General features: G+C 63.2%; 23 protein-coding genes. 5 read left to right on the forward strand and 18 right to left on the reverse strand.

The window, feature by feature from the left end; all coding sequences use genetic code 11:
- Positions 1-70 precede the first annotated feature (70 nt).
- From AB3X89_RS25735 to AB3X89_RS25750, 4 genes are all read left to right on the forward strand, one after another.
- Positions 71-1,705 carry an L-lactate permease gene (locus AB3X89_RS25735; protein ID WP_368585806.1) on the forward strand — a complete coding sequence of 545 codons (1,635 nt, stop codon included), beginning with the start codon at positions 71-73 and terminating at the stop codon, positions 1,703-1,705.
- 10 nt (positions 1,706-1,715) lie between these two features.
- Complete coding sequence (locus AB3X89_RS25740; protein WP_176124777.1) at positions 1,716-1,934, forward strand: EmrB/QacA subfamily drug resistance transporter; 219 nt, start codon at positions 1,716-1,718, stop codon at positions 1,932-1,934.
- A gap of 112 nt (positions 1,935-2,046) precedes the next feature.
- The gene (ggt, locus tag AB3X89_RS25745; protein WP_368585807.1) at positions 2,047-3,708 is read left to right on the forward strand and encodes a gamma-glutamyltransferase; all 1,662 of its coding nucleotides are present in this window, start codon (positions 2,047-2,049) and stop codon (positions 3,706-3,708) included.
- A gap of 86 nt (positions 3,709-3,794) precedes the next feature.
- Positions 3,795-5,603 (forward strand): SLC13 family permease, encoded by a 1,809-nt coding sequence (locus AB3X89_RS25750; protein WP_368585808.1) that lies wholly within the window; start codon positions 3,795-3,797, stop codon positions 5,601-5,603.
- A gap of 23 nt (positions 5,604-5,626) precedes the next feature.
- On the opposite strand, the gene AB3X89_RS25755 is transcribed toward AB3X89_RS25750, so the two are convergent.
- Genes AB3X89_RS25755 through AB3X89_RS25765 form a run of 3 tightly spaced genes read right to left on the reverse strand, consistent with a single transcriptional unit; the run spans position 5,627 to position 9,195 of the window.
- Positions 5,627-6,871, reverse strand: a complete 1,245-nt coding sequence (locus AB3X89_RS25755; RefSeq protein ID WP_368585809.1) for an NADH-quinone oxidoreductase subunit F — start codon at positions 6,869-6,871, stop codon at positions 5,627-5,629.
- Positions 6,872-6,891: 20 nt separating this feature from the next.
- On the reverse strand, positions 6,892-8,541 hold the full coding sequence (locus AB3X89_RS25760) for an FAD-binding protein (protein ID WP_368585810.1): 1,650 nt from the start codon (positions 8,539-8,541) through the stop codon (positions 6,892-6,894).
- A gap of 15 nt (positions 8,542-8,556) precedes the next feature.
- Complete coding sequence (locus AB3X89_RS25765; RefSeq protein WP_368585811.1) at positions 8,557-9,195, reverse strand: 2Fe-2S iron-sulfur cluster-binding protein; 639 nt, start codon at positions 9,193-9,195, stop codon at positions 8,557-8,559.
- A gap of 103 nt (positions 9,196-9,298) precedes the next feature.
- Between AB3X89_RS25765 and AB3X89_RS25770 the strand changes: the two genes are divergently transcribed.
- The gene (locus AB3X89_RS25770; protein ID WP_368585812.1) at positions 9,299-10,741 is read left to right on the forward strand and encodes an anion permease; all 1,443 of its coding nucleotides are present in this window, start codon (positions 9,299-9,301) and stop codon (positions 10,739-10,741) included.
- Positions 10,742-10,759: 18 nt separating this feature from the next.
- On the opposite strand, the gene glnA is transcribed toward AB3X89_RS25770, so the two are convergent.
- The 15 genes from glnA to AB3X89_RS25845 form a co-directional block, all read right to left on the reverse strand.
- Positions 10,760-12,265: a type I glutamate--ammonia ligase gene (gene glnA / locus AB3X89_RS25775; RefSeq protein WP_368585813.1), complete on the reverse strand. Its 1,506-nt coding sequence runs from the start codon at positions 12,263-12,265 to the stop codon at positions 10,760-10,762.
- 94 nt (positions 12,266-12,359) lie between these two features.
- Entirely contained in the window at positions 12,360-12,563 is a 204-nt protein-coding gene (locus AB3X89_RS25780; protein WP_013091358.1) for a hypothetical protein, read from the reverse strand.
- A 203-nt stretch (positions 12,564-12,766) separates the two neighbouring features.
- Positions 12,767-13,933 carry a radical SAM protein gene (locus tag AB3X89_RS25785; RefSeq protein WP_368585814.1) on the reverse strand — a complete coding sequence of 389 codons (1,167 nt, stop codon included), beginning with the start codon at positions 13,931-13,933 and terminating at the stop codon, positions 12,767-12,769.
- A 76-nt stretch (positions 13,934-14,009) separates the two neighbouring features.
- A complete protein-coding gene (locus tag AB3X89_RS25790; protein WP_368585815.1) occupies positions 14,010-14,243 on the reverse strand; it encodes a hypothetical protein in 234 nt (77 codons plus the stop codon).
- Between the two features lie 115 nt (positions 14,244-14,358).
- On the reverse strand, positions 14,359-14,628 hold the full coding sequence (locus tag AB3X89_RS25795) for a hypothetical protein (protein WP_368585816.1): 270 nt from the start codon (positions 14,626-14,628) through the stop codon (positions 14,359-14,361).
- 94 nt (positions 14,629-14,722) lie between these two features.
- A complete protein-coding gene (locus AB3X89_RS25800; protein WP_368585817.1) occupies positions 14,723-15,349 on the reverse strand; it encodes a hypothetical protein in 627 nt (208 codons plus the stop codon).
- Between the two features lie 474 nt (positions 15,350-15,823).
- Positions 15,824-15,988, reverse strand: coding sequence for a zinc ribbon domain-containing protein (locus AB3X89_RS25805; protein ID WP_368585818.1), 165 nt, complete (start codon positions 15,986-15,988; stop codon positions 15,824-15,826).
- A 160-nt stretch (positions 15,989-16,148) separates the two neighbouring features.
- Positions 16,149-17,750 (reverse strand): methyl-accepting chemotaxis protein, encoded by a 1,602-nt coding sequence (locus tag AB3X89_RS25810; protein ID WP_368585819.1) that lies wholly within the window; start codon positions 17,748-17,750, stop codon positions 16,149-16,151.
- A 141-nt stretch (positions 17,751-17,891) separates the two neighbouring features.
- Positions 17,892-18,584, reverse strand: a complete 693-nt coding sequence (locus tag AB3X89_RS25815; RefSeq protein WP_368585850.1) for a phosphatase PAP2 family protein — start codon at positions 18,582-18,584, stop codon at positions 17,892-17,894.
- A gap of 130 nt (positions 18,585-18,714) precedes the next feature.
- Complete coding sequence (locus tag AB3X89_RS25820; protein ID WP_368585820.1) at positions 18,715-20,427, reverse strand: SulP family inorganic anion transporter; 1,713 nt, start codon at positions 20,425-20,427, stop codon at positions 18,715-18,717.
- A 660-nt stretch (positions 20,428-21,087) separates the two neighbouring features.
- The gene (locus AB3X89_RS25825; RefSeq protein ID WP_368585821.1) at positions 21,088-22,140 is read right to left on the reverse strand and encodes a substrate-binding domain-containing protein; all 1,053 of its coding nucleotides are present in this window, start codon (positions 22,138-22,140) and stop codon (positions 21,088-21,090) included.
- Between the two features lie 45 nt (positions 22,141-22,185).
- Complete coding sequence (locus AB3X89_RS25830; protein ID WP_368585822.1) at positions 22,186-23,346, reverse strand: ABC transporter ATP-binding protein; 1,161 nt, start codon at positions 23,344-23,346, stop codon at positions 22,186-22,188.
- A 3-nt stretch (positions 23,347-23,349) separates the two neighbouring features.
- A complete protein-coding gene (locus AB3X89_RS25835) occupies positions 23,350-24,267 on the reverse strand; it encodes a carbohydrate ABC transporter permease (RefSeq protein WP_368585823.1) in 918 nt (305 codons plus the stop codon).
- The gene (locus AB3X89_RS25840; protein WP_368585824.1) at positions 24,264-25,220 is read right to left on the reverse strand and encodes a carbohydrate ABC transporter permease; all 957 of its coding nucleotides are present in this window, start codon (positions 25,218-25,220) and stop codon (positions 24,264-24,266) included. The genes AB3X89_RS25835 and AB3X89_RS25840 overlap by 4 nt, the downstream gene beginning before the upstream one ends.
- A gap of 8 nt (positions 25,221-25,228) precedes the next feature.
- On the reverse strand, positions 25,229-26,467 hold the full coding sequence (locus AB3X89_RS25845; protein WP_368585825.1) for an ABC transporter substrate-binding protein: 1,239 nt from the start codon (positions 26,465-26,467) through the stop codon (positions 25,229-25,231).
- Between the last annotated feature and the right edge of the window lie 13 nt (positions 26,468-26,480).

Here is a 26,480-nt window from a genome sequence, read left to right on the forward strand (position 1 = left end):
TTAGTTCGGGCCATACAGAATAGTGCCCCCTCACAGCATTCGAGGCGTATCAACTGCGAGAGGGACAACGATGAATGAAATCACCCTTCCGGTCGATCTAATTCACTGGATTCTGGCAACACTTTCCATCATCGCCTTGCTTGTCTTTCTCGTTCCGCTGCGTTGGCGGGCGCCCGAGGCAGGCCCTGGCGCGATGTTCGTTGCCGGCCTGATTGCCGTATTAGCATTCCGCACCCCGATCACGACTTTGGCTGTCGCCAGTGGCAAAGGCGTATGGGATGCCATATTCATTCTCTATGTAATGTGGCCGGCGCTTCTGCTCTATCAGATCACCAAACAGGCCGGCGGCTACGACGCACTTCGACACGGCATTTCCCGTTTCAGCCGCAATGATTTATTCGTCGTTCTCGGCCTCGGCTGGGTATTTTCGTCTTTTCTTCAAGGCATTGCGGGTTTCGGCGCGCCAATTGCAGTCGTCGCACCGCTTTTGCTCGCGATCGGTGTAAGACCGGTCCATGCCGCCGCCATCTCGATCATCGCGCACGCATGGGCGCGCTTCTTCGGCACCCTCGGCGTCGGCTGGCTCGCGACGTTGCAGGTGGCCGACATTCAGGACGTGGGACGCGCCGCTTTCGAATCGTGTGTGCTGCTGCTTATTCCGACGTACTTCGGTGGCCTGCTGATCGTGTGGCTATACGGCCGCTGGGCCGCGGTGCGTCACGGATGGCCGCTGGTCCTGATCCTCGGCACGATCCTCGGCTTCGGCCAGTTGATCTTCGCGTTCCTGAGCCCTGAACTGTCGACGTTCCTCGCCGCAACCGTCGCGATGGTCGCCCTGTATCCGCTTTCGCGCTGGCGTCGGTTCAGGGAGCCGGTTCCCGCGGCCGAAGTCCCGGATCGTCCGGCGATGGACCCGGCCGCCGTCGGCATGCAGACCGAAACCGAAGAGCCGGTGATGAGTCTCGGCATGGCATTCCTGCCGTATGTCGTGCTCACGGTCGTTACCTTGGGCATTCTGCTGATTGGCCCATTGAACGATGCGATGCGGCAATTCCGCATCGGCCTGCCGTTCCCCGAAGTGACCACGGGCTTTGGCGTGCGAAACGCGGCCGTCGAGCGTTACGCGCCGTTCTCGCCGTTCACCCACCCGGGGACGATGCTGCTGATCTCCGCGATCGTCGTGTGGATCGTGTACCGCGTGAACGGCTTCTACGGCGCGTGGCAATCGCGGCATGGCGGCGAGAATCTGGGGCGCTCGCTGATCGTCGACGGCGTGCCCGCATCGCTGCCGGTCATCGCTTTCCTCGTGACGAGCCGGGTGCTCGACCATAGCGGCCAGACCCAGGTGCTCGCGCACGGTATCGCCGATGTGTCGCCGCCGCTCGTCTATGCGGGCATCGCGAGCGTGATCGGCGCGTTGGGCGCGTTCATGACGTCGAGCAGCACCGCGTCGAACGTACTGTTCGGCGGCCTGCAGAGCGATGTCGCGCAACTGCATTCGCTGCCGACCGAAGCGATCATCGCCGCGCAGGCGGCCGGCAGCGCGTATGGCAACGCGATCGGCCCGGCCAATATCGTGCTGGGCACCAGCATCAGCGGCATCAAGGGACAGGAGGGCGCGGTGATGAAGCTGGCCCTTCCGTGGACGGTCATCGTCGCCATCCTGACCGGCATCGGCACGATCCTCCTCGTGATATTCGCGTGAGGTGACTCGTATGGACAAGCTCGTTGCGGAAACCCTGGCGCTGCTTCTGATGTTCGCGGGTTTTCCGCTCACCAGCAGGGGCTCGGTCACCGGCAACATGCTGCTGTTGGGGCTGGGGCTGCTCTGCGTGATCGCCGGCGGAGCGTTGCCGATCATCACGCGGTTCATGGATCACTCGAACGACAAGATCAGGGACGCGGGCGTCGAATTCGACGATCGGGCTTCCTGATCGAAGCGGCGCGCCCGTTCCTTCGCCGCAGTTGCTTCGCCGTCGCACACTCCCGGCAGGCATCGGGCGCCGGGGCCATTGCGGCGGGTCATCCTCAGGGGAGCTTTTCACCATGAGTCATCCTAATGGGCCTCGTACCGGTCGCCCACCCACGCGCGCACCGCATGGCATGGTCGCCACGCCGCACTATCTGGCCAGTCAGGCCGGTGTCGAGATGCTGCAACGCGGTGGAACCGCGGTCGATGCCGCGATCGCCGCGAACGCGGTGCTGTGCGTCGCCTATCCGCACATGGCCGGGCTCGGCGGCGACGGCTTCTGGCTGATCGCCGACGGCAACAGCGAACAGATTCACGCGATCAATGCGAGCGGACCGGCGGCGCAAGGCGCGACGCTCGCCCACTATCGCGGCATCGCCATCGACAACGAAATCGCGGCGCGCGGCCCGCAGGCGGTGCTGACCGTGCCGGGCGCGATCGACGGCTGGCGTCTCGCTCACGAGCGCTTCGGGCGCCTGAACTGGGCGGACCTGTTTGCGGCGGCAATCGGCTATGCGCGCGACGGCGTGCCGGTCTCTCGCTCGCTCGCGGACTGGACCGTGCAGGACGTGCCGATCCTCACGCGCTACCCGGAAACGGCTGCGATCTTCATGCCGGGCGGCCGCGTGCCCGCCGACGGCGAGAAGCTCGTGCAAACCGCGCTGTCGCAGTCGTTGCAGCAACTCGCCGATCAGGGCCCGCGCGCCGGCTTCTACGAAGGCGATCTCGCGGCGCGCATCTGTGCCGGCGTCGGTGCCGCCGGCTCGCCGCTGCAACCGGTCGACTTCGCCGCGTACCGCGCGGAATGGGTCACGCCGATCAGCACGACGTATCGCGGTCATACGGTCTACGAGCTACCGCCGAACACCCAGGGCTTTACGCCCTTGCAGATTCTGAACCTGATCGAAGGCTACGACGTGACCGCGTGGGGCGAAGGCACCGCGGACTACTACCACCACCTCGCCGAAGCGGTGAAGATCGCGTTCGCCGATCGCGAAGAGTGGTTGACGGACCCGCGCTTCGTCACGATTCCGGTCGACCAGCTGATCACGAAGGCCTACTGCGACGAACGCCGCAAGCTGCTCGACCCCGAACGCGCGCTCGACATCTCGACGGTCCCGCCCGGCATCGCCTATCAGTATCCGCACGACCGCCGCGCGCCGGACGGCGACACCTGCTACTTCTGCGCGGCCGACAAGGACGGCATGGTGGTGTCGCTGATCCAGTCCATCTATCACGACTTCGGCAGCGGCGTGCTCGGCGGGGACACCGGCATCATCATGCAGAACCGCGGCGCGTTCTTTTCGCTCGACGAGCATCACCCGAACTGCCTGCAACCTGGCAAGCGCACTTTCCACACGCTGATTCCGGCACTGATGACCCGCGACGGCAAGCCTTGCCTCGCGTTCGGCTCGATGGGCGGCGAAGGTCAGCCGCAAACCCAGGCCGCGCTGGTCACCCGCATCGTCGACTTCGGCTACGACGTGCAGCAGGCGATCGAGGCGCCGCGCTGGCTGATGGGCCGCACGTGGGGTACCAAGTCGCGCAACATGTCGCTCGAGGGGCGCATCTCCGACGAGGTCGTGCGCGAATTGAAGCGCCGCGGCCAGCCGGTGCAGATGGTCACCGACTGGAACGACAACATGGGGCACGCGCACGCGATCGCTGTGGATCGGCAACAAGGCTTTTACGAAGGGGGCGCCGATCCGCGCGGCGACGGCGCCGCGCTCGGGTACTGAGGAGGACTGATATCGGCTCCCGCAAACGGCCGGCAGTTGGGGCTGCCGCGCTCGCGCACCGCGCCTCCATACGACGGGAAAAATAGATGAACCCGATGATCGTGACCTCGCTGGTTCTCGCCGTGACGATGGCGCTGTTCATCTGGAACAAGGTGCCGGCCGCCGTCGTTGCGGTGATGTCGCTGATCGCGCTATATCTGACCGGCGTTCTGACAATGCGCGAGGCGTTGAGCGGCTTCGGCGATCCGCTGATCGTGTTCATCGCGGCGCTGCTCGGCATCGGCATCGGCCTCGAAACGACCGGTGTCGGCACATGGGCGGGACAGTGGCTGATTCGCCACTCGGGCAGCAGCCGCAAGCGACTGATCGCGTCGCTGCTGATCCTGTCCGCGGTATCCACTGCGCTGATCGGCATGAACGGCGCCGTCGTCGCGATGCTGCCGATCGCGGTCATCATCTGCGTGCGGACCCAGCTCGCGCCGTCGCAACTGATGATGCCCGTGTCGATCGCGTGCCTGACCGGCGCGAAGCTCACGTTGCTCGGCAGTCCGGTCAACGTGATCGCATCGAGCGCGGCCGATGCGCTCGGTGGCGCGCCGATCCGCTTCTTCGAATGGTCGATCGTGGGTCTGCCGTTGTTCGCCGGCACCCTTGCGATCATTCTGATACTCGGCCCGCTGTTGTTGCCCAGGCGCAACTCGAATTCGCTGCCGGCCGATTTCAGCCAGCACGCGCACACGCTGGTCGAGCAATACCGGCTCGCGGACGGCCTGTTCCGGCTGCGCGTGCGCGCGGGCTCGCCGTTGATCGGCAAGACGCTCGACAGCATCGATCTGTCGCGATACCCCGCTGTCAGCGTGCTCGGCCTGACCGACGATGAAGGCGCCGAACTCGCGCAGAAAGAAGCGAGCGAGGGCCATCACCTGCTGGTGCGCGGCGACGCGCAAGGCATCGCCCGGCTCGCGAACGACTTGCATCTCGCGATTCGCGAGCCGCTCGCCGAAGCGCAGGCGGTCACGAATGCGCTGTTCGATCGCTCGTCGGGTCTCGCCGAAGTCGTGATACCACCGCGCTCGGGGCTGATCGGACAAACCGTGTTTCCGGGCATGGCGACGCACGAAGGCGATCTGATCGTGCTCGCGATACAGCGCGGCGGCAACAACGTCCCCGAGCCGTCGACCACGCTGCTCGCGGGCGACCATCTGCTGTTCAGGGGCACATGGGAAGCGCTCGACAAACACTTCTCCGACCCGCAGATACTGATGGTCGATTCTCCGCAGATGGTACGGCGCCAGACCATCGCGCTGAGTCGCGGCGCGCGCGAGGCGCTCGCGATCCTCGCGGTGCTGGTCATCCTGCTCGCGACGAACGCGGTACCGCCCGCGGTGGCGACGCTGATGTGCGTGACCGCGATGGTATTGACGCGCGTGATCACACTGAACCAGCTGTACACGATCGACTGGAATACCTGCGTGCTGGTCGGTGCGTTGATTCCTCTCGCCACCGCGATGTCGAACACCGGGCTCGCGTATCAGATCGGTGATTACGTGATCCAGGCGGTCGGCTCGGGCGGTCCGCGCGCGGTGCTGGCGGGACTCTTCTGCGTGGCCGCGGTGCTGACCCAGGTGATCTCGAACAACTCTGCGGCGCTCGTGACGGTGCCGATCGCGGTCGCCACCGCGCAGGAACTCGGCGTGTCGGCGACGCCGTTCCTCGTCGCTGTCGCGCTCGGTGCAGGCGCGGCGCACTTGACGCCGATGAGCACGCCGGTCAACCTCGTCACGTACGGCCCGGGCGCGTATGAGTTCGGCGACTACTGGAAGATCGGCCTGCTGATCGTGTTGTGGTCGATGGCGGTGGTCGTGTTCATTGCGCCGTTGTATTGGCCGTTCTAGCCGCGATATCGGCCGCCCCGCCCCTACGCCATCAACAGCGCTTCGTATTCCGCGCGGAACTGATCGATGGAACTCTCCACCACCGTCACCGCGCCGTCGATCAAACCGCAACGCCCGCTGCCGGGAAGAACGCGGCACAGGTTCTCCAGTGCATCCAGATCGGCTCGCACGCCGCGGCCCGTGTCGAGCCGGTTCAGAAGCCGCATCATCTGAAACGTTCCGCCCTTGCAAGGCGGGCACTGCCCGCACGAACCCTGAGCGAAGAAGTTCACGTAGTCCGCGACCTTGCGCACGATGCTCGTGCCTTCCGACACCACGATCATCGCGCCCGTCCCGAGACGCGAACGGCGTTGACGCACCGAGTCGAAGTCCAGCGCCACGTCGAGATCGCGCTTGGTCAATAGCGTGTTCGATGGGCCGCCCGTGAAGACCGCCTTGAACTCCTTGCCCTGCAGCATGCCGCCGCCGTGCTGGAACACCAGCGTCTCGAGGCTCGTGCCCATCGGCAGTTCGTACAGGCCGGGACGCAGCACGTCGCCGGAAAGAGAATAGAGCTTGGTTCCGGCAGCATTGCCCACTCCGAGCTCGCGATACCACTGCGCGCCGTGGCGCAGAATCCCGGGCACGTGGGCCAGCGTCTCGACGTTGTTGACGATGGTCGGCGCGCCGTGCACGCCCTGCTCGGCGGGGAAAGGCGGTTTGCGCCGCGGAAACGGAAAGCCGCCTTCGACGCTCGCGATCACCGCCGTCTCCTCACCGCCGATATACAAGCCCGAGCTGGGCACGACGCCGAGCGACAACGGCGCACCGATCCAACGCTCGATAGCGGCGAATTGCGCGTGCCCCGACCACTGCCTGACCGCCTCGCGAGTCGCTGCGAGCGACCCCGTCTGATGCGGATTCACGTACAGGACGACATGGTTGGCCCGCGTCGCCACTGCGGCAATCAGCGCGCCCTCGATCACCTGATGCGGTGTGTGTTCGAGCAGAAAGCGATCCTTGAAGGTGCCCGGCTCGTCTTCGTTGCCATTGCAAACGACGTACTTGTCGCCGCCGGGGGCGCTCGCAACCGGCGCCCACTTTCGATGCGCGGGGAAGCCAGCGCCGCCCATGCCACGCAAATCGGCCTCGGCGAGCGCGGCGATGATCGCCTCCGGGTCGTCGAGCGCTTTGGCGAGTCCCTCGCCGCCGCCGCGCGCGACCCATGCATCGAGGTCGGCGCCGACGCGGAAATCGTCCCTCATCAAGCACTGATTCAGCGTTTGCATCGCGTGCTCCGTGGTTCGCGTCACCGGATGCCACCGATCACGCGGCTCCGCGCGCTCGTGCGCAATCCCGCATCGACTCGCAGATCGAAATGCGCATAGGCGGGAAAGAGTTGTGGCGCCTTCACGTGAAGCGGCAGTCCCGCCAGCGTCAGCTCTCTCTGCCACGCGTGCACGTGACCGATTCCGGCGCGGTTCGTCATCACCCATTCCCTCGATTGCGCGGCCTTCGCGCCAGCACGCCGACCCATGCTCAGAATGTCGAGCAGCGCGTTGCCCATCAAGCGGTTGCGGCCGTGGATGCCGCCCGTCACCTCGCCGACGCAGAAAAGGCCGGGGACGTTGGTGGCGCCATCTTTGTCGATCGCGACGCCGCCGTTCTGGTAGTGGAGTGTGGGATAAACGAGGAAGGGCTCCTGCGCGGCATCGATGCCGCACTTGTCAGCGAGATGGCGAAGCGTGACGAGGCGTTTGGCCAGAATGCCCGGATGCTCGAGTTCGAGTGTCGGCGTATCGAGGAACACCCCGACCTGGCCGTCGCGCTCGATCCCGCGCCCTAGTGCGCACTCACGCAGGATCGCCGACGCGACCACGTCACGCGGCCTGAGTTCGTCGACGAAACGTTCGCCTTCGCCGTTCAGCAGTCTCGCGCCGGCGGAGCGCGCCGCCTCGGAAATCAGGCCGCCCGCCAGATGGTGCGGGTAGGCGATGCCGGTCGGATGGTACTGGAACGAGTCGAGTTCGCGCAGGCGCGCGCCGATCCGATAGGCGAGCACGAGGCCGTCGGCGGTGGCGCCGTAGTGGTTCGAGGTCGGAAACGAATTCAGATGCAGTCGCCCCGCGCCGCCAGTGGCGAGGATCACGGCGCGCGCACGCACCAGCACGAAGGTACGCCATTCGAGGTTGTAGATCACCGCGCCGGCGCAACCGCCGTGCTCGTCGGACAGCAGCTCGACCAGAGGGCAGCGGTTCCACAACTCGATGCCCGGATCGAGGTCCACTGCCTCGCGCAGCACGCGCATCATTTCGAGGCCGGTATAGTCCCGATACGACAGAATGCGCGCCGCCGATGCGCCTCCGGGTTTCTTGCGCATCAGATTGCCGCCAAGCGGCTGCTCCTCTTCCAGATCGAACATCATGCCGAGCTGGATCAGCCAGCGAATCACATCGGGGCCGTCCATCACCATCTGGGCCACGAGTTCGGGCTCGCCGCAGAAGTGTCCGGCGCGAAGCGTGTCCTCGAAGTGCAGTTGGGGACTGTCGTCCTCGCCGATGGCCGCCTGGATTCCACCCTCGGCCATCACCGTATTGCTGTCGCCAAGACGCAGCTTGGTGGCGAGGATCACGCGCGCGCCCTGCTTCGCCGCCGTGAGCGCCGCGGCGCAGCCGCCGCCACCGCCGCCGATTACCAGCACATCGGTCGTGATCAGCTGTGCGCCGGCGATATCGACATCATCGATCAGCGCGTTAGCCTGCAGATGGCGCGCGAGATCGGGCTGACACGGCTCGCCGCGATTGACCCCGACACTCAGCGTGACCCGCGCATGCGGCCCATGATCGGGGTGATAAGCCTTCAGCAGTTCAGCGACCGGGACGTCGTCGCCGCGGAGCGTGGCCGCCATCCCGGGGCGGTAGCGCTGGCGCGCGGTTTCGTAGGGTATGCCGGCGGACATGACGATTCGCTCCGGTCAGCGCGGCGGTTGCGCGCCAGGCGCATCGAAGTCGATCTTCATCTCGCCGCTCTCGATCTGCTGCAGCCGTCGCATCAGATTGGCCGGACGCAGCGAAAGCGACGCGATCATCCGGCGCACGAACACACCCAGATGGTTGGGCCGGATATGCTCGGGGCATGCGAGCGTGCACAGGTTGCACATCACGCATTCGTCGAACACCTGGCTCGATGCGGGCAGATTGCCCTCGACCGCGAGGTTCACGCCGCGCTGCACCTCCAGCCCCTTCGGACAGGCGCGATCGCAGCCGCTGCAATGACGGCAATGCGCCGCTTCGGGGAAGATCTCGGCGATCTTGCCGAGCGCCTGCCAGCTGTCGCTGATCTCTTCCATTCGATACAGGTGACGCTCCGACTCGGTGAAGTAATCGAGGAAGGCGACCTGCATGCCCTCTTCGACGAGGGTCTCGCAGGCGAGCGCGGTTTTGACTTCCTGCTCGCCGCTGCGTCGCACCATCACGCGGCACGAGCCGCACACGCCCTGGGACATGCAGCCGACACCCTCGACGAGAGTCTGCCCCGCATGCCCCATGGCCTGCAGAATCGAGCAATTGCCCGGCGCCTGAATCTCGCGCCCTTCGATACTCACGCGAACCATGGCCTCGCACTCTCCTTGCATGCCGTGAACACTTCACTGGCGAACGCGCAAAAAAGGTCATATAAACCTTAGCACAAGGACGGTTATGAGAATGGAGCATGGCATGAAAACTTTCTGGAAGGCCGTCGCTCCTCTGATCGTGGCGATCGTGATCGGACTGATTCCCGCGCCGCCCGGTCTCGCGCAGCACGCGTGGTATTACTTCGGGATTTTCGCGGGCGTGATCGTCGGGCTGATGCTGGAGCCCATTCCGGGCGCCGCGATCGGTCTTATCGCGGTGACGCTCGTCGCCGTGTTCAGCGAGTGGGTGTTCTTCAGTCCCGCGCAACTCGCGAAGCCCGGTTTCAATGTTGCGAACGCGGGCCTCAGTTGGGCGCTTTCCGGTTTCTCGAACAGCACCGTCTGGTTGATCTTCGGCGCCTTCATGTTCGCCCTCGGCTACGAGAAGACGGGGCTCGGCAAACGCATTGCATTGATGCTCGTGCGGGCGCTGGGACGCCGGACCCTCACGCTCGGCTATGCGGTGATGGTGGCGGACGCCGTGATCGCGCCATTTACCCCTTCCAACACGGCGCGCAGCGGCGGGACGATCTTTCCGGTGATTCGCAGTTTGCCGCCGCTTTACGACTCGAAGCCGAACGACCCGTCGGCGCGGCGCATCGGTTCCTACATCATGTGGACCGCTATCGCCACGACCTGCGTGACGAGCTCGATGTTCCTCACCGCGCTCGCACCCAATCTGCTCGCCGCGGAACTCGTCAAGAAAACGGTCGACGTCGACCTCGAATGGACGCAGTGGTTTCTGGCCTTTGCGCCCGCGGGCATCCTGCTGCTGCTGGCCATCCCGCTGCTGACCTACGTGCTGTATCCGCCGCAAGTGAAGCACAGCGCCGAAGTACCGAGCTGGGCTGCCCAGCAACTGAAGGAGATGGGGCCGCTCACCAGACGGGAAATCATGCTCGCCGTGCTGGTACTGATCGCCCTCGCGTTATGGGTCTTTGCGGACGACTATGTCAATCCGACGACCGCGGCGCTGATGGTGATCGCGCTGATGCTGGTCACCCAGGTAGTGAGCTGGGACGACATGCTCGGCAACAAGCAGGCGTGGAATACCCTCGTGTGGTTCGCGACGCTGGTCGCCCTCGCCGACGGGCTCAGCAGGACTGGCTTCGTCAAATGGTTCGCCGGGACGATATCGACTCATATGGCAGGCTTTCCCCCGACGGAGGCCGCGATCGTCCTCGTGCTGATCTTTTTCTTCACGCATTACATGTTCGCGAGCGTCACCGCTCATGCGACGGCGATGCTGCCGGTCATGCTGGCGGTGGGCTCGACCATTCCCGGCATGCCGATGGAGGCGTTCGCGCTGATGCTGTCGCTGACTTTGGGGATCATGGGCATCCTGACGCCGTACGGCACGGGGCCGAGCCCCGTGTACTTCGGCAGCGGGTATCTGCCTGCGGGTGATTTCTGGAGACTCGGGCTGATTTTCGGCGTCATTTATATCGCGGTATTTCTCCTGATTTGCGCGCCGATCCTGCTTTGAGGTTTGAGGCCTGTTCTTCTAGATATCGAAGTACAGGTAAAACTCCCATGGATGCGGGCGCAATTTGATCGTGTCGATCTCGCGGCTGCGCTTGTAGTCGATCCATGTCTGAATCACGTCGTCGGTAAAGACTTCGCCTTTGCGCAGGAACGTGTTGTCGGTTTCGAGCGCCGCCAGCGCCGCTTCGAGCGAGCCCGGCACCTGCCGGATATTGCGCGCTTCTTCGGGCGGCAAATCATAGATGTTGCGATCGAGCGGCTCGCCGGGATCCGTCTTGTTTTCAATGCCGTCCAGACCGGCCATCAGCATCGCGGCGAAAGCCAGATACGCATTGGCCGACGGGTCCGGACAGCGAAACTCGACGCGCCGCGCGTTCGGCGAATCCGAATACATCGGAATGCGCGCCGCGGCCGAGCGGTTGCGCTGCGACATCGCCAGATTGACGGGCGCCTCGTATCCCGGCACCAGGCGCTTATACGAATTCGTCGTCGGCGCGCAAAAGGCCATCAGCGCGGGCGCGTGCTGAAGCAATCCGCCGATGTACCAGCGGCACATGTCGGAAGTCAGCGCCCAGCCGCCCGCGTCGTAAAAGAGGTTCTGCTGGTCTTTCCACAGGCTCTGGTGACAATGCATGCCGCTCGCGTTGTCGGCGAACAGCGGCTTCGGCATGAAGGTTGCAACCTTGCCGTGCCGGCGCGCGACGTTCTTGCAGATGTATTTGTAGATCATCACGTTGTCGGCCATGCGGGTGAGCGTCGCAAAACGCATGTCGATCTCGTTCTGTCCGGCGGTCGCGACTTCGTGGTGATGCACTTCGATCTGCACGCCGGCCTGCTGCAGCGTCAGCGCGATTTCCGAGCGGATCTCCTGCAGCGTGTCATGAGGAGGCACCGGGAAATAGCCCTCCTTATAGTGCTGCTTGTAGCCGAGGTTGCCGCCGCCGTATGCGCCCTCGTCGCGGCCGGTGGTCCAGTCGCCCTCGGCCGACTCGACGTAGTAATAGCCGCAGTGCTGATCCTGGCCGAAGCGGATCGAGTCGAAGATGAAGAATTCGAGCTCCGGCCCGAAATAACACGTCGTCGCGATGCCGGTCTGGCGCAGGTAGTTCTCCGCCTTTTTCGCCACGTAGCGCGGATCGCGCGAATACGGTAGTCGCAGAACTGGATCGACTACGTCGCAAATGATCGACAATGTCGGCGTGCCGCAAGCCGGGTCGACGAAGGCCGTTGCCGGGTCGGGCCGCAGCAGCATGTCGGACTCGTGGATCTCCTGGAAGCCGCGGATCGATGAACCGTCGAAACCGATGCCGGCGCTGAACAGGTCGTCGTGAACTTCGGGGAGCGTGATCGAGAAATGCTGCCAGAGGCCGGGCAGATCGGTGAATTTCAGATCGACGATCTGAATATCGCGCTTTTGCAGCAGGTCGATCACATCGCTTGCGTTTTGCGGTCGCGTAACGCGATAACTGCCCGCTTCGACGGACGCCGCAAACGGCGATCCGGTGCTTCCTTGCGTACTGGCCATGAGCTTTGCCCTCTTGCGCCCCCGTTACCGCCGGTTTACTTATAGTCCAACGTTAGTACTTCCGTGGGCGAAAACAAGGCGGCGGTAAGTGGGCCTAGCGGTCCTGCTCCAAGCCCTTCAAATGGGCCTGCCCCGCATCTCTGGCAGCGGCGGCGGTCGCATATGTCTCGTCCGAAACGAGCGAGCGTCTGACCTCGCGGGCCGCGAAGTCGACCAGCGTGATTACCCAGACATGCTCGCCACCCTGCTCCGCCGTTTGCACGAAAGCGCGCACGTCGCCCTTGTCGTCTGATTTCATCGTGACCTCCTTGTGGAAGAGTCGCGCAGGAAACGGCTGCGCGACGATAAAGACATTCGCGAGCCGCGGTGCATTCCTCGCGGAGCGCGTAACTTGATCTTAGGCAATCGAATCGGTCCGTTGCCGGTTTTCTCGCTTCCGATGGCCTTCCCAAATCGCGTGCCGCACGTCGGGATTCCGAATGCGGTTCGCGCCAATCGAACTTAACCCGTTTGCGGCGCGGAACGGCGTCCGCCCAGCCGTCTTGCGAACGACATTAGCGAAGCTCGCGGCAATTCTTCAACGGAAAGCGCCCACAGCGAATACGCGACGCTGCGCTGGAACAACAAGCTGACTGCAGTCCGAAGCTGACCCCGGCCCAGCGCGTACACCGAATCGGTCACGGCGATCGCACCGTGCATCAGAATGCTGGCGTGCCGATAGCATCCCATCATGCAGGCATTGCAGGGTTCGCATTGATCGGGCAGACGGTCCAGGTCGAACACGGAGCCCATCGGCTCGGGCCATGCCTCGCAACGCCAGACGTCGAGGTTCCAGTCGATATAAAAGTACTTGCTGCCACCGATACATGGAACCAGTTGCCGTTCACCGCGCACGAAGCGCGCGACCTCGTCCAGCGCGGCGCTCGGGTCCATCACACGGAAGTGCTTCTTCAGGCGCGCGATCGCGCTCAACGCTTCGAGTAATTCGTCGGTGTTCAGGTCGACGAGTTTCGAATCTTCGTCGTACACGAGCGAAGTCGATCCAAACGCCTCGCGCCGCGGATAGGAAAAAACGACCGCATCGAAGCCGAGCCGGTTGAGCGTCTCGGGAAGCAATTCGTAACGGACCAGACGGCTCACCGTAATCGATGCGCACACCTCGATGCCGAAGCGATGAGCTTGCGTGATGCCCTCGCGGATGCGGGCCTCGAGACCGCGCAGGCCGCGGTTGTGCTCATGCTCGCGCATGTCCGCGCTATCGATGGAAATCAGCAGGCGCTTGAGGCCGGCCTCCGCCAGTTGCTTGATATGGCGCGGAAGAAACCAGCCGTTGGTGATCACACCGCACTGAATGCCGGCCCTGGTGGCCGAAGCCACCAGCGATGCGATCTGCGGATGAACCAGCGGCTCGCCGCCTTGCAGCGTCATGTAACGAATCCGGCGTCTGCGCAGGATCGGCAGTGCGCGCGCGAATTCATCAGGATCGAGATAGCGACGCGGTCCGGCCAGATTCTTCTCGCGAGAGAACCCGCAGAAGTCGCATGCGGCGTTGCAAACGTTCGTCACCGATACGTCGCACACCGCGGGCAGCGGATTGCGCGGTTCGCTGACGGCGCCGTCTACATGCCGTAGATCGCGCCACTTGATGATCCGCTCTGTCGTATTCATGAGACCCTCGCTGCCTGCCGATGAATTCGTCACGAGGCTTCATAGAATACGCTCACTGCGCTGAGCGTGATCGTTGTTACGCCTGCCGTCGGCTTTCGGTGCGTGCCGTCAATGCGAGTCCGATCGCGGCAATACCAGCGAACAGCGCTGGCAGCAGGAATACATTCGGCAGGCCCAGCATTTTGACCCCGAGATCGCCGGCGACGCCGCCTAACGCCGAAGCGTGAGCCGTCGAGCTCATGAAAATCGCCGATGCGGTCGCCAACGCGCTCGGAAGCAGGCGTTGAGCAACGAGGATGCCCAGCTCCATGAAGATGCCCCCACACACCGCCCCATCAGAATCTGTCCCGCGAACATGCCCGTTGCGGACGGCCACAGCGCAAAGCAAATGTTGGCGAACACCCTCAGGGCGGCCGCGATACACATCAACCACACGTTGCCGAGCCGGCGACCCAGCCCGATGCTGAAGGGCATGATGAGAAGCTCGAGAGTCCGGCCAACGGCAGCGAGGCGCCAAGTTCCTTCACCAGGAAAAGAACGATCTGCGGCGCGGCCGCTGACGTGCCGAGTCCCGACAGAAACATCGCGAGCGTCGAGCCGCGAAACAGCCTCGACGTTGCAACTTGACGCAATGCGGATTCACTAGCGGTTTGATTTGAAATCGTTAGAGCTTCACTATCGGTTTGGTCAGGCATCGTGAAATACGCGAAGCCGATGCCTGAAACGGGACACGCTGAATAGCAGCGGACCACGCGAAACGCCTGATTGAATCGGTGCTAGCTAACCGCGCTATGAATCATGCCGACCATAGGCCAATATCGGGGGGGGGGGCGCAAGAACAGCGCAGTCGTCGAGCTCGGAGGAATCAATCAGTTGGCAGAAACACTCGAGCATCTGCCTTGGCGATGCGCCACGGTCGATCACCGCATCGACACCCGGCCACTCTGCGAAAGGAGACAGCGTACTGGACAGAACCGCAACCCGGCATTGCGGGCAGTGCTTGTTGATCAACTCGATCGCTTTTAACTTCGATGCAAGATGGCAGTCGCCGTCAAGCACCGTCAGTTGTGCGTTGCTGACGATTTGCCCCCGTACCGCATCAGCGCACGTCTCGAGCGTGGAAACGAAGCCTCGCACCCGGGCGATAACGAAGAGGGATTCGGCAATCGGCTCATGTCCTCTGCGGAGGACGAGCAGGCGCCGTCCCTTACCAACGTTTGGCATCATGGTTCGCGCTCCATTGGCAACCAGCAACGCGTAAATTGACTTCCACCTGAGAATCGTAATGCGATACCTCTCGCACGCCTCGGTGTAAGCGAGTGAATCCTCGCCCGAGGTGGAACGGGCAAGTTCCAGGGCCTCGAACGCCGAATCGACTTCGCTCAGCGATATATCGAACGCATCTCGCGTATCCATGGCGAGTATTAGAGTGGAGTCACCTGGATTGCCAGCATACGTCGGCCCAGCCCCGTGCAAAAGGTCGGCCGTGCGAAAGTGATTTCTTTTCGTCCGTTGGTCTTTCGTGCACAACTATTTTCTGCCCTCGGCGATTCGTGGGCTATTTCAACGGTTCGTCGGATTTGAAGCACTGCTCCCGCTTTCGGGTCTCTGGGGCAGCCAGCGCGGCCGGACGGCTTGAGCGGTAAGCAGATACTGGTGGCTGCAAAGTCTGGGATTCATTCTTGGCAAGTTCTGCCGGGCCGCTGCCGCGGGTTCCTATGCGATCGGCGGCACGATACTTGCGCGCTTACATCTCAACTGTTTCCAGCTTTGCACGCTCACATCCAACTTACCAATCGTCACGAGGCGATGGCGAGAATCGGCGAGCGAAGATCCGTCGGCAGGAGAGAACCGACGTTCGACTGTCCGCGAGTACCGCGAAGACAGGTTTCAGCTTTTTCGGGACGTTTTTGGCACAAATGGCGTGGGTATGTGCTGGACCTTTTCGCTTCCGCACTTGGGGCAAGCGGGATGAGCGTCTTGATGTTCAGCAAGATGCTCGGCATGTTCGAACATCTCACCGCATTTCTCGCACCTGTACCGGTAGGTCGGCATGGCATTCCTCCAACGAGAATCCTGCACGTCGCGCTGACCAGATACGTCTACGACGTCGACAATAACCCATTCTAGTGCAGGAAAGTGCGGGAAACGTCCGCGTACACGTCGCGCATCGCCGCTCAATTGGATGCCCCGCTGATTGCGGCACTGACCGCGACTATCGGTTTGCCCCGTCACCTACCAGCCGAAAAACCTGCACCGCATCTTCCAACGTGGACGCCTGTTCCTGCATGCTGGCCGCCGCGGCTGCCACCTGCTCGACCAGAGCAACGTTTTGCTGGGTCATCTCGTCCATGTGTCCGATCGCGCGATTGATTTCGCCGATGCCGGTACTTTGCTCGTTGCTCGCGTGCGTAATCTCACCCATCAAGGTGACCACACTATCGACGGCCGTGACGATTTCGGTCATGTCCCGGCCAGCCTGGTCGACCAGTTCTCCGCCTGCATTGACGTTGCCGACCGAATCCGTGATCAGCGCCTTGATTTCCTTGGCGGCCATCGCGCTGCGTTGGGCGAGGCTGCGCACCTCGGCGGCGACGACCGCAAAGCCGCGCCCCTGGTCGCCGGCGCGGGCCGCCTCGACGGCCGCGTTCAAAGCCAGGATATTGGTCTGAAAGGCGATCGAATCGATCATGCTGATGATGTCGACGATCTTGCTTGAACTGCCGCGGATCAGCGACATGGTGGTGACCACACGGCCCACCACGGTGCCGCCTTTGACCGCGAGATCGGAGGCAGACGCGATGTGCTGGTTGGCGTGCGAAGCGCGTTCGGCATTCGCGCGGACCATCGCAGTCAATTGCTCCATCGTCGAAGCGGTTTCCTCGAGCGAGCCGGCCTGCGCCTCGGTGCGGGACGACAGCTCCGCGTTGCCGGCGGCAATCTCGCGCGCGCCCAGCGCGATCATATCGGACGCGCGTCGCACGTTGCCGACTACCGAGGCCAGGCCGACACTGATGCCGTTCATCGCCTGCATCAACTGGCCGAGTTCGTCGCGGCGGCTCACATGCACCTGCGCGGTCAAGTCGCCGGCCGCCAGTTTTTCCGCGGCGGCCTTCGCTTCGAGCAGTTGCATGCCGAGACCGCGCCGGGTCGTCACGAAGACGAGCGCGCTGACCACCAGCGCGCCGAGCAGCCCGAAGCCGATCACGCCGGTTGGCAGGAAAGGCGGCGACGCCCCCGCGGGGCTCGTTGAGTCCGGGAGGACCACTACCTGCAGCAGCCGACCGTAGCCCAGCAGGAGTACGGTATTCGCGGCGAGGGTCAGCAGCGCGAGCTTCGCTCCGATCGACAGGTTCCACACCTTGCTGACATCGAGGCCGACGTACAGCGCGCCGATTACGGCGCCGGAACTGTCCCGGATCGGCTCGTACCGCGTCATGTATTGCTTGCCGAATAGCGTCGCGTAACCGGTGTAGGGCTGCCCGCTGCGCAGCATCCGATAGCCGGGGTGCGAGCGGTCCAGTACCGTGCCCACGGCCCGCTCGCCGGTTTGCCTTTTGACCGAGGTCGCGACGCGCACGAAGTCTTCGCCTATTGCGACGAATAAGGTGCCCGTCGCGCGGGTCTTGTCGGTGAAGCGGTCCACTTCGCCGTAGTTGAGGTTCAGCAGCGTGCCTCCGTTCAGCAGCCTCGGCGTCATCACACCGAGGATGTCGACACAGCTTGATTCGTCGCGTGTAAATGGAGCTGGAAAATACCCGGCGAGCGTGCGCGCGTGACGACGCACCTGGGCCTTGAGCGGCAGCAGAGAGTGCATGAAGTGAACCCCCGTCGACTGTGTCAGCGATTCGAATGAATCGGACGTTTTATTCTGATTTAATTAGACAGAATATTGCATGAGATGGCAATAGAGGTTGCTCGCTAATCTCAGTTCACTGACAGTGAGGCGCCAGCCGGGTCATAGATGCTTGAACACGCCGCACGCCAGAGCACGCAGTTCTTCGAACTGCGTGACCAGTTGCAGACATAGAAGGAAGGCGAGCATGGCCGAAGGTCCCGGATAGCGTTCGATCCATCGCAGCACCGGGGTCGCGTAGCGCGTGCGAATCGCATCGCGTGTCAGGATCAACGTGATCCCGATTCCCAGCGCGGCACCCGCCAGCAAATCGGTCGGATAGTGAAAGCCGAGATAGGCGCGCGGAAGGCAAATGAACAGCGCGGTATAGAGAAGCGCCAGCACGCCGATGCGCCGCCACACGACGAAGATGCCGGTGGCGACCGCCATCCATAACATGGCGTGATCACTTGGAAACGAACTCCAGTCCGACAACTGCGCAGCCTTGGTCGCGCCGCTCGCGAACTGCAGATGCAGTTCGGTGCTGTAGATGGGACGCACTCTAAATGGCAGCCAGTGCGCCAGCAGCCTTCCGACGAAGAGCGCCACGACACCGCTGAGAAGCGTCGCGAGCACTATTTCGCGCCGCCATTCGGCGCGTTCGTCTCGTTGAAACCAGATCCACCAAAGCACGGCAATCAATACCAGCCCTTTAAAGGTGTACAGGTCGGCGATGGCTTGTATCGATTGGGTCGCGAAATGACCGAAGTGTATGCTGGACAGATATGTTTCGATGGTCGAATCGAAGCTGTTCATGTTTTTGTAATTAATATCTGCTAATCGCAGCGACAGATCAGCATAATCCAGCCAGGCGACGAAAAATGAGGCGTAGACAACGTTTGCCATCAATTTTTTGTTCGCTCCGATACCGCACGCGCCCTCCCCGTCATGGCGCCCCCTTCACCTGCTCATGCGGCTTCTCCACCCCCGCCATGCTCAGCGCCTCATGCAGCGTGCCGAAAATGCAGCGCTCCTCGACGATCGGCGTAATGCCATGCCGATCCATATCCGAGCGCAAATAGCGATTCACCCGCGCAAAGACCACCTCGATCCCATCGCGCTTGAGCGCCGAGCACAACTCGCCCACCGAGCGCGCCGCCGAATAATCGACGTCCGTGATCGCGCTCGCATCGACGACGAACCAGCGCACGGCGTTCGGTGCGTGCTCGATCAGGCGGCGCGCATCGTCGACGAAAAAATGATCGTTCGCGTAGAACAGGTCGGCGCCGAAGCGATAGACGATCAACCCCGGCGCGGTCTCGATGCCGGGCACCGCCGGCACCGGCACCCACATGCCGTCGCCGTTGGGCGCGAGCATCATCGTGTGCGGGCGGTAGCTGTGCCGCACGTGACGCAGCAAGGACAACGCGACCGCGACCAGAATGCCGTGCTCGACGCCGATCAGCACGACCGCCGCCGCCGTGAACAACGCTAGCGCGAACTCGCCGGGGCTTTCCCGGCGAATCGAAAAGAGCGACTGCACGTTGATCAGGCCGACCGCGATCGTAAACACGATGCTCGCGAGGATGCAGTGCGGCAGATACTGCAGATAGCGGCTGAAAAACAGCAGCACGATCACCACGACCGCAGCGAACACGAGCTGCGCGAACTGGCTGCGCGTGCCGGCGCGATCGGCCATCGCGGTCTGCGTCGGGCTGCCGTTGACCACGAACGCGCCGGAAAACGCCGCCGCCGCGTTGGCGGCCGCGATGCCGAGCAGGTCCGCGTTGGTATCGACCGGCTCGTGATAGCGCTCGGCGAACACGCGGCTCGCGGCGGCGCTTTGCGCGACGATCATCACGAAGCACGAGGCCGCGACCGGCACGAGATCGAGCATCTGCTGCCACGTCACCAGCGGAATCCGCAGCGGCGGCAAGCCGCCCTCCACCGGTCCGAGGATCGAGATGCCGTGCGCGGCGAATCCGAACACGTCGCTCGCGGCAATGCCTCCGACGACCGCGATCAACGGCACCGGCAGGCGCGGCCAGAACCGCTTGCAAACGAGAATCGCAGCCACCACGAAGAGCGAGATCGCCAGCGTCGGCCGATTGATCTGGGTGGCCTTGCTCACCACGAGCAGCAGTTGATCTACGCTGCGCGCCGCATGTCCGGGCACGCCGAGCATGTCGCCGAGCATCGCGATGCCGACCTGCACGCCGACGCCGGCGAGAAAGCCGACCAGCACCGTGCGAGACAGGAAATCGGCGAGAAAACCGAGTTTGAAGATGCGCGCGACGAGCAGCAAGCCGGCCGTCAGCAGCGCGACCATCGCCGCGAGCGCCGCGTATTCGGCGCTCGACGCTGGTGCCATCGTCTCCAGACGGCTCGCGAAGATCGTCGCGGTGGCCGAATCGGCAGCGACGACCAGATGCCGCGACGCGCCGAAAAACGCGAACGCGATCAGCGGCAGAAACACCGTATAGAGCCCTGTGACGGCCGGCATACCGGCAATGCGCGCATAGCCGAGCACCTGCGGTATATCCATCGACGCAAGCTGCACACCGGCCAGCGCATCACGCGCCGCCGCGATCCGGCTCAAAGGAAGAACGCCCTTCAGCACGCTGGCACGTGCCGCCATTTTCTGCAGAGAATCTTGCATGTGCGATGCCGACCCAAAAACGAAGGTATCGCGCATCGTGCCGCGAACCGGCACGCCAAGGCAAGACTTGTGAAAGGTAAAACGGGCTATTGATGAAAACGGAAACGAGAAAGCAAACCGAAAGGACGCAAACGGTTAGCCCTTTCAGATTAACGACAAACTAACGAATGCTTGATCGCAAAGCGAAAATCTCCACGGCGTGGCCGCGGAAAGAACGCGCGAAGAAAAACTACCGCTTGAAACGTCCCGTCTGCGGATCCACATGGCGCGCAAAACCAAACAGCTCAGCGATGCCGATCGGACAGGCGATCAGAAAGATGGCCAGCATCACACTCACCCCGTAACAGCTTGTTACAGCGGAGTTTAGAGAAATTTGACGCAAGTTTAATGAGGGAAAACCGCAAAGCAGTATTGCGAAGGATTACGGCGACCTTAAAAAGACCGTCACATCCGTAAGTGAAAACGCGAATGAGCGCGCGACGGCGCTCGTGAAAAAACACGACGAAAAATCGGTGGGACTCTGAGGAAAGCCTCGCCGCGTATAGCGGGTAGCCGCGTCGCCATTCAATTCGCGAGTTCCAACCGGCGCCGGCATAACACAGAAGAGACGGCGCGCATCCGCGCGCCAGACATCACACCGCCACGATTAGTCAAACCCTTCTACCGCATTGCGCCATGGGTATTTTTCTTCTGCATCGGCGCTGGTCCGACCGATTCGCGCATCGTCACGCTGACCGGAAACTCGCGGAAGATCTCCCACGTGGTGCCGTAACACTGGTTGATCAGCCAGCGCACCGCGTTTTGCGTCAGGTCTCCGGTCGGAATATGCACCGACGTGAGCCCGGGCGCCGCGTACGCGGCCGAGTAGTCGTCGTCGTAGCTGATCACCGAAATGTCGTTCGGCACCGAAATGCCCGCCTGGTGAAAACGCGCGAGCACGGCGACAGCCATCGTGTCGTTCGCGCAGAACAGGCCGGTCACACGCCGCTGTGTCTCGAGCAGCTTCTGCGCGGCCGCGTAGCCGCCTTCGGGCGAGAAGTCCGATTCGATCAGCAGGACGTCGTCGCGCGCAATGCCGGCTCGCGCGAGTTCGGCGAAAAAGCCGTCGATCCGCATCACGTTGTCCGACGCGGTAGCGGGCCCGGAAATCACCGCGATGTCGCGATGCCCGTGATCGAGCAGCGTGCGCGCCGCGAGTTCGCCGCCGCGCCGATGATCCGCGCTGAACGACGCTTCCGGCAACTGCTCGAACGCGCGATTCAGGAACACCATCTTCGGATGCATGTCATGCAGCATGATCAGGTCTTCGTCGTGCAGATCGTGGCTGATCACGACCACGCCGTCGCAATCGCGGCCGATCAGAAAGCGCACCGCCTCGATCGCCTGCTCGCGCGGCGACACCTCGCCGCAACCGGTCGCGACCACGACATGCCGGCCGACCGCGCGCAGCTCGGTGTCGGTCTGCTTCAGGATCGTGCCGTAGTACGGACCAAAGAAGGTCGGCACGAAGATGCCGATGATGCCGAGCTGCTGCGTCGCCATTGCCCGGCCGATCGACGACGGGCGGAAGTTCAGCGCCTCGATCGCCGCCTTCACGCGCGCCGCGGCATCGGCTGAAATCGGTCCCTTGCCGGAAATCGCTCGTGAGGCGGTCGACATGCCCACGCCGGCCAGTTGCGCGACGTCCTTGAGTGTTGCCACGCGGTTCTCCATCAAGCCTGTCTCGACGAGCCGCTTCGCGCGTGACGCGCCGCGGCGTTATAAGCGCGCGCCGCTCGCTTCGTCGAATAGCGAGACATGCGCGGCGTCGAACGAGAACGCCACGGTGTCATCCTCCGCAATCGGCGCTTTTGTCTGATCGATCGACGCGATCTGTTCGCCATGATAGTCGAGCCAGATCACGCGGTGGTTGCCCATCGGCTCCATCAGCGAAACTTTTGCGCGCTCGCTGGCGCCTGCCGTGATATGCACGTCTTCGGCGCGCACGCCGAGTACGCATGGTTTACCGTGCTCGGGCGCCTGCGTGAACTCGTATGCCGACACGTCGATCTGCGCATTGCCGGAGCAAAAGTGGAGCACGCCGTCGCGGGTTTCGAGCGTGCCCTTCAGCAGATTCATCGCCGGCGAGCCGAGAAAGGTCGCGACGAACAGGTTGTTCGGCCGCGCATAGACTTCGGCCGGCGTGCCGAACTGCTGGATCACGCCGCCGCGCATCACGGCCATGCGCGTCGCGAGCGTCATCGCCTCGACCTGGTCGTGCGTCACGTAGATCATCGTCGCGCCGAGGCTGTGATGCAGCTGCTTCAGCTCACGGCGCAGCTCGGTGCGCAGCTTCGCGTCGAGGTTCGACAGCGGTTCGTCGAACAGGAACACATCGGCTTCGCGCACGATCGCGCGGCCGATCGCAACGCGCTGGCGCTGACCGCCCGACAACTGCGACGGCTTGCGCTTGAGCAGCGGCCCCAGTTGCAGCATCTCCGACGCGCGCGCGACACGCCTTGCGATTTCCGCCTTCGGCGTGCCGTTGATGCGCAGCGCGAACGACAGGTTGCGCTCGACGCTCATGGTCGGATAGAGCGCGTACGACTGGAACACCAGCGCGATGCGGCGATCCTTCGGATCGGCCCACGTCATGTCCTCGCCGGCGATCTCGATGCTGCCGTCGCTGACGTCGATCAATCCCGCGATGCTATGCAGCAGCGTGGACTTGCCGCAGCCCGACGGCCCCAGCAGCACGACGAACTCGCCGGCGAGCACATCGAGATCGAGGTTCTCGATCACCGTGTTCGCGCCGAGCCGAACCGTCAGATTGCGGACCGCGACATTGGCGGGGTGCGTGAGCGCCGCGGCGTCGGACGCGGCGCCCGCGCTTGCACCCGGCACGGCGGCCGCATCGATCGTATTAGCCATGTCTGTCATGCCTTACCCCTTGACGGCGCCCGACGCAATGCCGCGCACGAACCAGCGGCCCGAGATGAAATAAACCGCGAGCGGAACCATCGACGTCAGAATGGTCGCTGCCATGTTGACGTTGTAGAGCCGCTCACCGGTCGTCGTGTTGATGATGTTGTTCAGTTGCACCGTCATCGGCAGATTCTTCGTGCCCGCGAACACGAGGCCGAGAATGTAGTCGTTCCAGATGTTCGTGACCTGCATGATCAGCGCGACGACGATGATCGGAGTGGACATCGGCAGCATCAGCTGAAAGAAGATGCGCCAGAAGCTGCCGCCGTCGATGCGCGCGGCCTTGAACAGCTCCTGCGGAATCGACGCGTAGTAGTTGCGGAACAGCAGCGTCATCACCGGCATGCCGAACATCGTGTGAATCAGGACGATGCCGGGCAGCGAGCTGAACAGATGCACGCTCGCGAGCACGCGCACGAGCGGATAGATCATCACCTGCACCGGAATGAACGCGCCGACCAACAGCACGCCGAACAGCAGACCCGCACCGCGCGGCCGCCAGAACGACAGCGCGTAGCCGTTCACCGCGCCGACCATGATCGACAGTACCGTGCTCGGCGCGACGATGCGCACCGAGTTCCAGAAGCCGACGCGAATGCCGTTGCAATCGAGCCCGGTACAGGCCGACTGCCATGCGGCAACCCACGCGTCGAGCGTGAAATGCACCGGGAATCCAAGCAGATTGCCGAGGCGGATCTCGCTCATCGGTTTGACCGACGTAACCAGCATCACGTAGAGCGGCAGCAGAAAGAACACCGCGGCGGTGAGCAGGAACGCGTAGATGCCCAGGCGCGCCGGCGAGAACACCGAACGGCGAGGCCGCGTACGCGCGCGCTGCGGCAGGCCGCCTTTGAGCGTGGAATCGAGCGTGTTCATCCTCTCTCCCCGCGCAGCGCCGCACGGCTGCGTGCATAGAAGAACGGCGCGAGAACCGCGAGCACCGTCGCGAGCAGCACGATCGATGCAGCCGACGCAAGGCCGATATTCGCGCGTCCGAACAGATAGTCCATGATGAATTTGGCCGGCACTTCGCTCGCGGTGCCGGGGCCGCCCTGCGTCATCGCGACGACCGCGTCGTACAGCTTGACGACCATCACGAACAGCAGCACGAACGCGGTCGAGATCGACGGTCCGAGCATCGGCACCACGATGCTCGCGTAGACCCGCCAGCGTGGAATGCCGTCGATGCGCGCGGCTTTCCACAACTCTTCGTCGATGCCGCGCAGGCCCGCGAGCAGCAGCGCCATCACGAGACCCGAAGCCTGCCACACGGTCGCGATCACGATCGTGTAGATGACCCAGTCCTGATCGACGATCCAGTCGAAGCGCGCATGCGGGAAGCCGAGGTTGCGCAGCACCTGCTGCGCACCGAGCGACGGATTCAGAATCCACTGCCATACGAGCCCGGTCGCGACGAACGACATCGCGTACGGATACAGAAACACCGTGCGCAACGCGCCTTCGGCGACCACGCGCTGATCGATGAAGATCGCCAGCAGCAAACCGATCACCATGCACGCGATGATGAAACACGCGCCATAAATCACGATGTTCTGCAGCGACATCAGCCAGCGGTCGTTGTGGAACAGCCGCACGTACTGTGTGAGACCCGCGAAGTCATTCGACGGAAACGTGCGCGAATTGCTGAGCGACACGCGCGCGGTCCAGACCATCGTGCCCAGATACGTGAACACGACGGTCAGGAGCATCGGCAGCAAGGCCAGCCAGACCGCGATCGAAAACCGCCGGTTCAGCGGCTTGCTTCGCGGCCTGGGTTGCGACTTGCCCGGTGGGTTCGAACCCTCGGCTGGCAGCTTGAGCGCGTGCATGGCGAGGCCTAGCCCTTCAGCGCGCTGGCGAACGCTTTCTGCGCGTCGTCGACTGACTGGTTCTTGTTCCAGAAGTTCGTCACGACGTCGGTCAGCGCACCTTGCGTATCCGGTGACAGCAGCATTTCCGGATTCGGCAACTGACGCGACTTGTCCTTCATGATCGCGATGCCCTCCTTGGCGCAGACGTCGAGGCTGCTTTCGTCGACGTCAGAGCGGATCGGAATCGAGCCCTTCTTCGCGCTGAACGCGACCTGCGCTGACGGCGAGGTCATCACCGTGGCGAGCAGATTCTGCGCTTTGATAGCCGACGCGCTGTCGGTCTTCGGGAACACGAATACATCGCCCGCGACCAGATACGGCGAGCGCGGACCGAAGCCCGGGAAGCAGCCGAAGTCCTTGCCCGCGGTCTGATTCGCCGCGACGAACTCGCCCTTCGCCCAGTCGCCCATGATCTGAACGCCGGCCTTGCCCGAAGTCACGAGCGCGGTCGCGTCGTTCCAGTTGCGGCCAGGCGAGCCCGGGTCGACGTAATCGTGCAGCTTCTTGAACGACACGAGCACCTTCTTGAATGCCTCGGAATTCACCGCGGTCTGATCGTGATCACGATAGACCTTCATATACAGGTCCGGGCCGCCCACATCGGCGAGCACCGCGTCGAACGTGATCTTCTCCTGCCACGGCTGACCGCCGAACGCGAGCGGAATCACGCCCGCGCTCTTCAGCTTGCCGAGATCGGCGATGAATTCATCGTAGCTTTTGGGCTCGCTCGCGATGCCCGCTTTCTGGAACACCGGCTTCGAGTAGAAGAACCATGCCGGCATATGAATGTCGACCGGCGCCGCGTAGAAATGGCCCTTCACGCGGATACTGTCGAGAATCGATTGCGGGAAAATGCCGTTCCAGTTTTCTTTCGCGGCGACGTCGTCGACGTTATTCAGGAGTCCCTGATCGATCAGATCGTGGAACTGTTTCGACGTATTGAACTGGGCGGCGGTGGGTGGATCGCCGCCGACGATGCGGTTGATCGCGGTGGCGCGCGCCTGGTCACCGCCGGCCACCGCGTTGTCGACCCATTGGCCGCCGGCCTTGTCGTATGCGACGGCAAACTGACGAATCGCGGCCGATTCGCCACCCGAGGTCCACCAGTGAATCACGTTAGCCTTGAGCGGCTCCGCGTGCGCGACGACGCCATACAGCGCCAGTGCCGCAACTACGCCTCGCAAGACCATTCTGTTGCTGTTCATTCCGTCTCCTCCA

The sequence above is a fragment of the Paraburkholderia sp. BR14320 genome, from assembly GCF_040948665.1.
GTDB classification, from domain to species: Bacteria; Pseudomonadota; Gammaproteobacteria; order Burkholderiales; family Burkholderiaceae; genus Paraburkholderia; species Paraburkholderia youngii.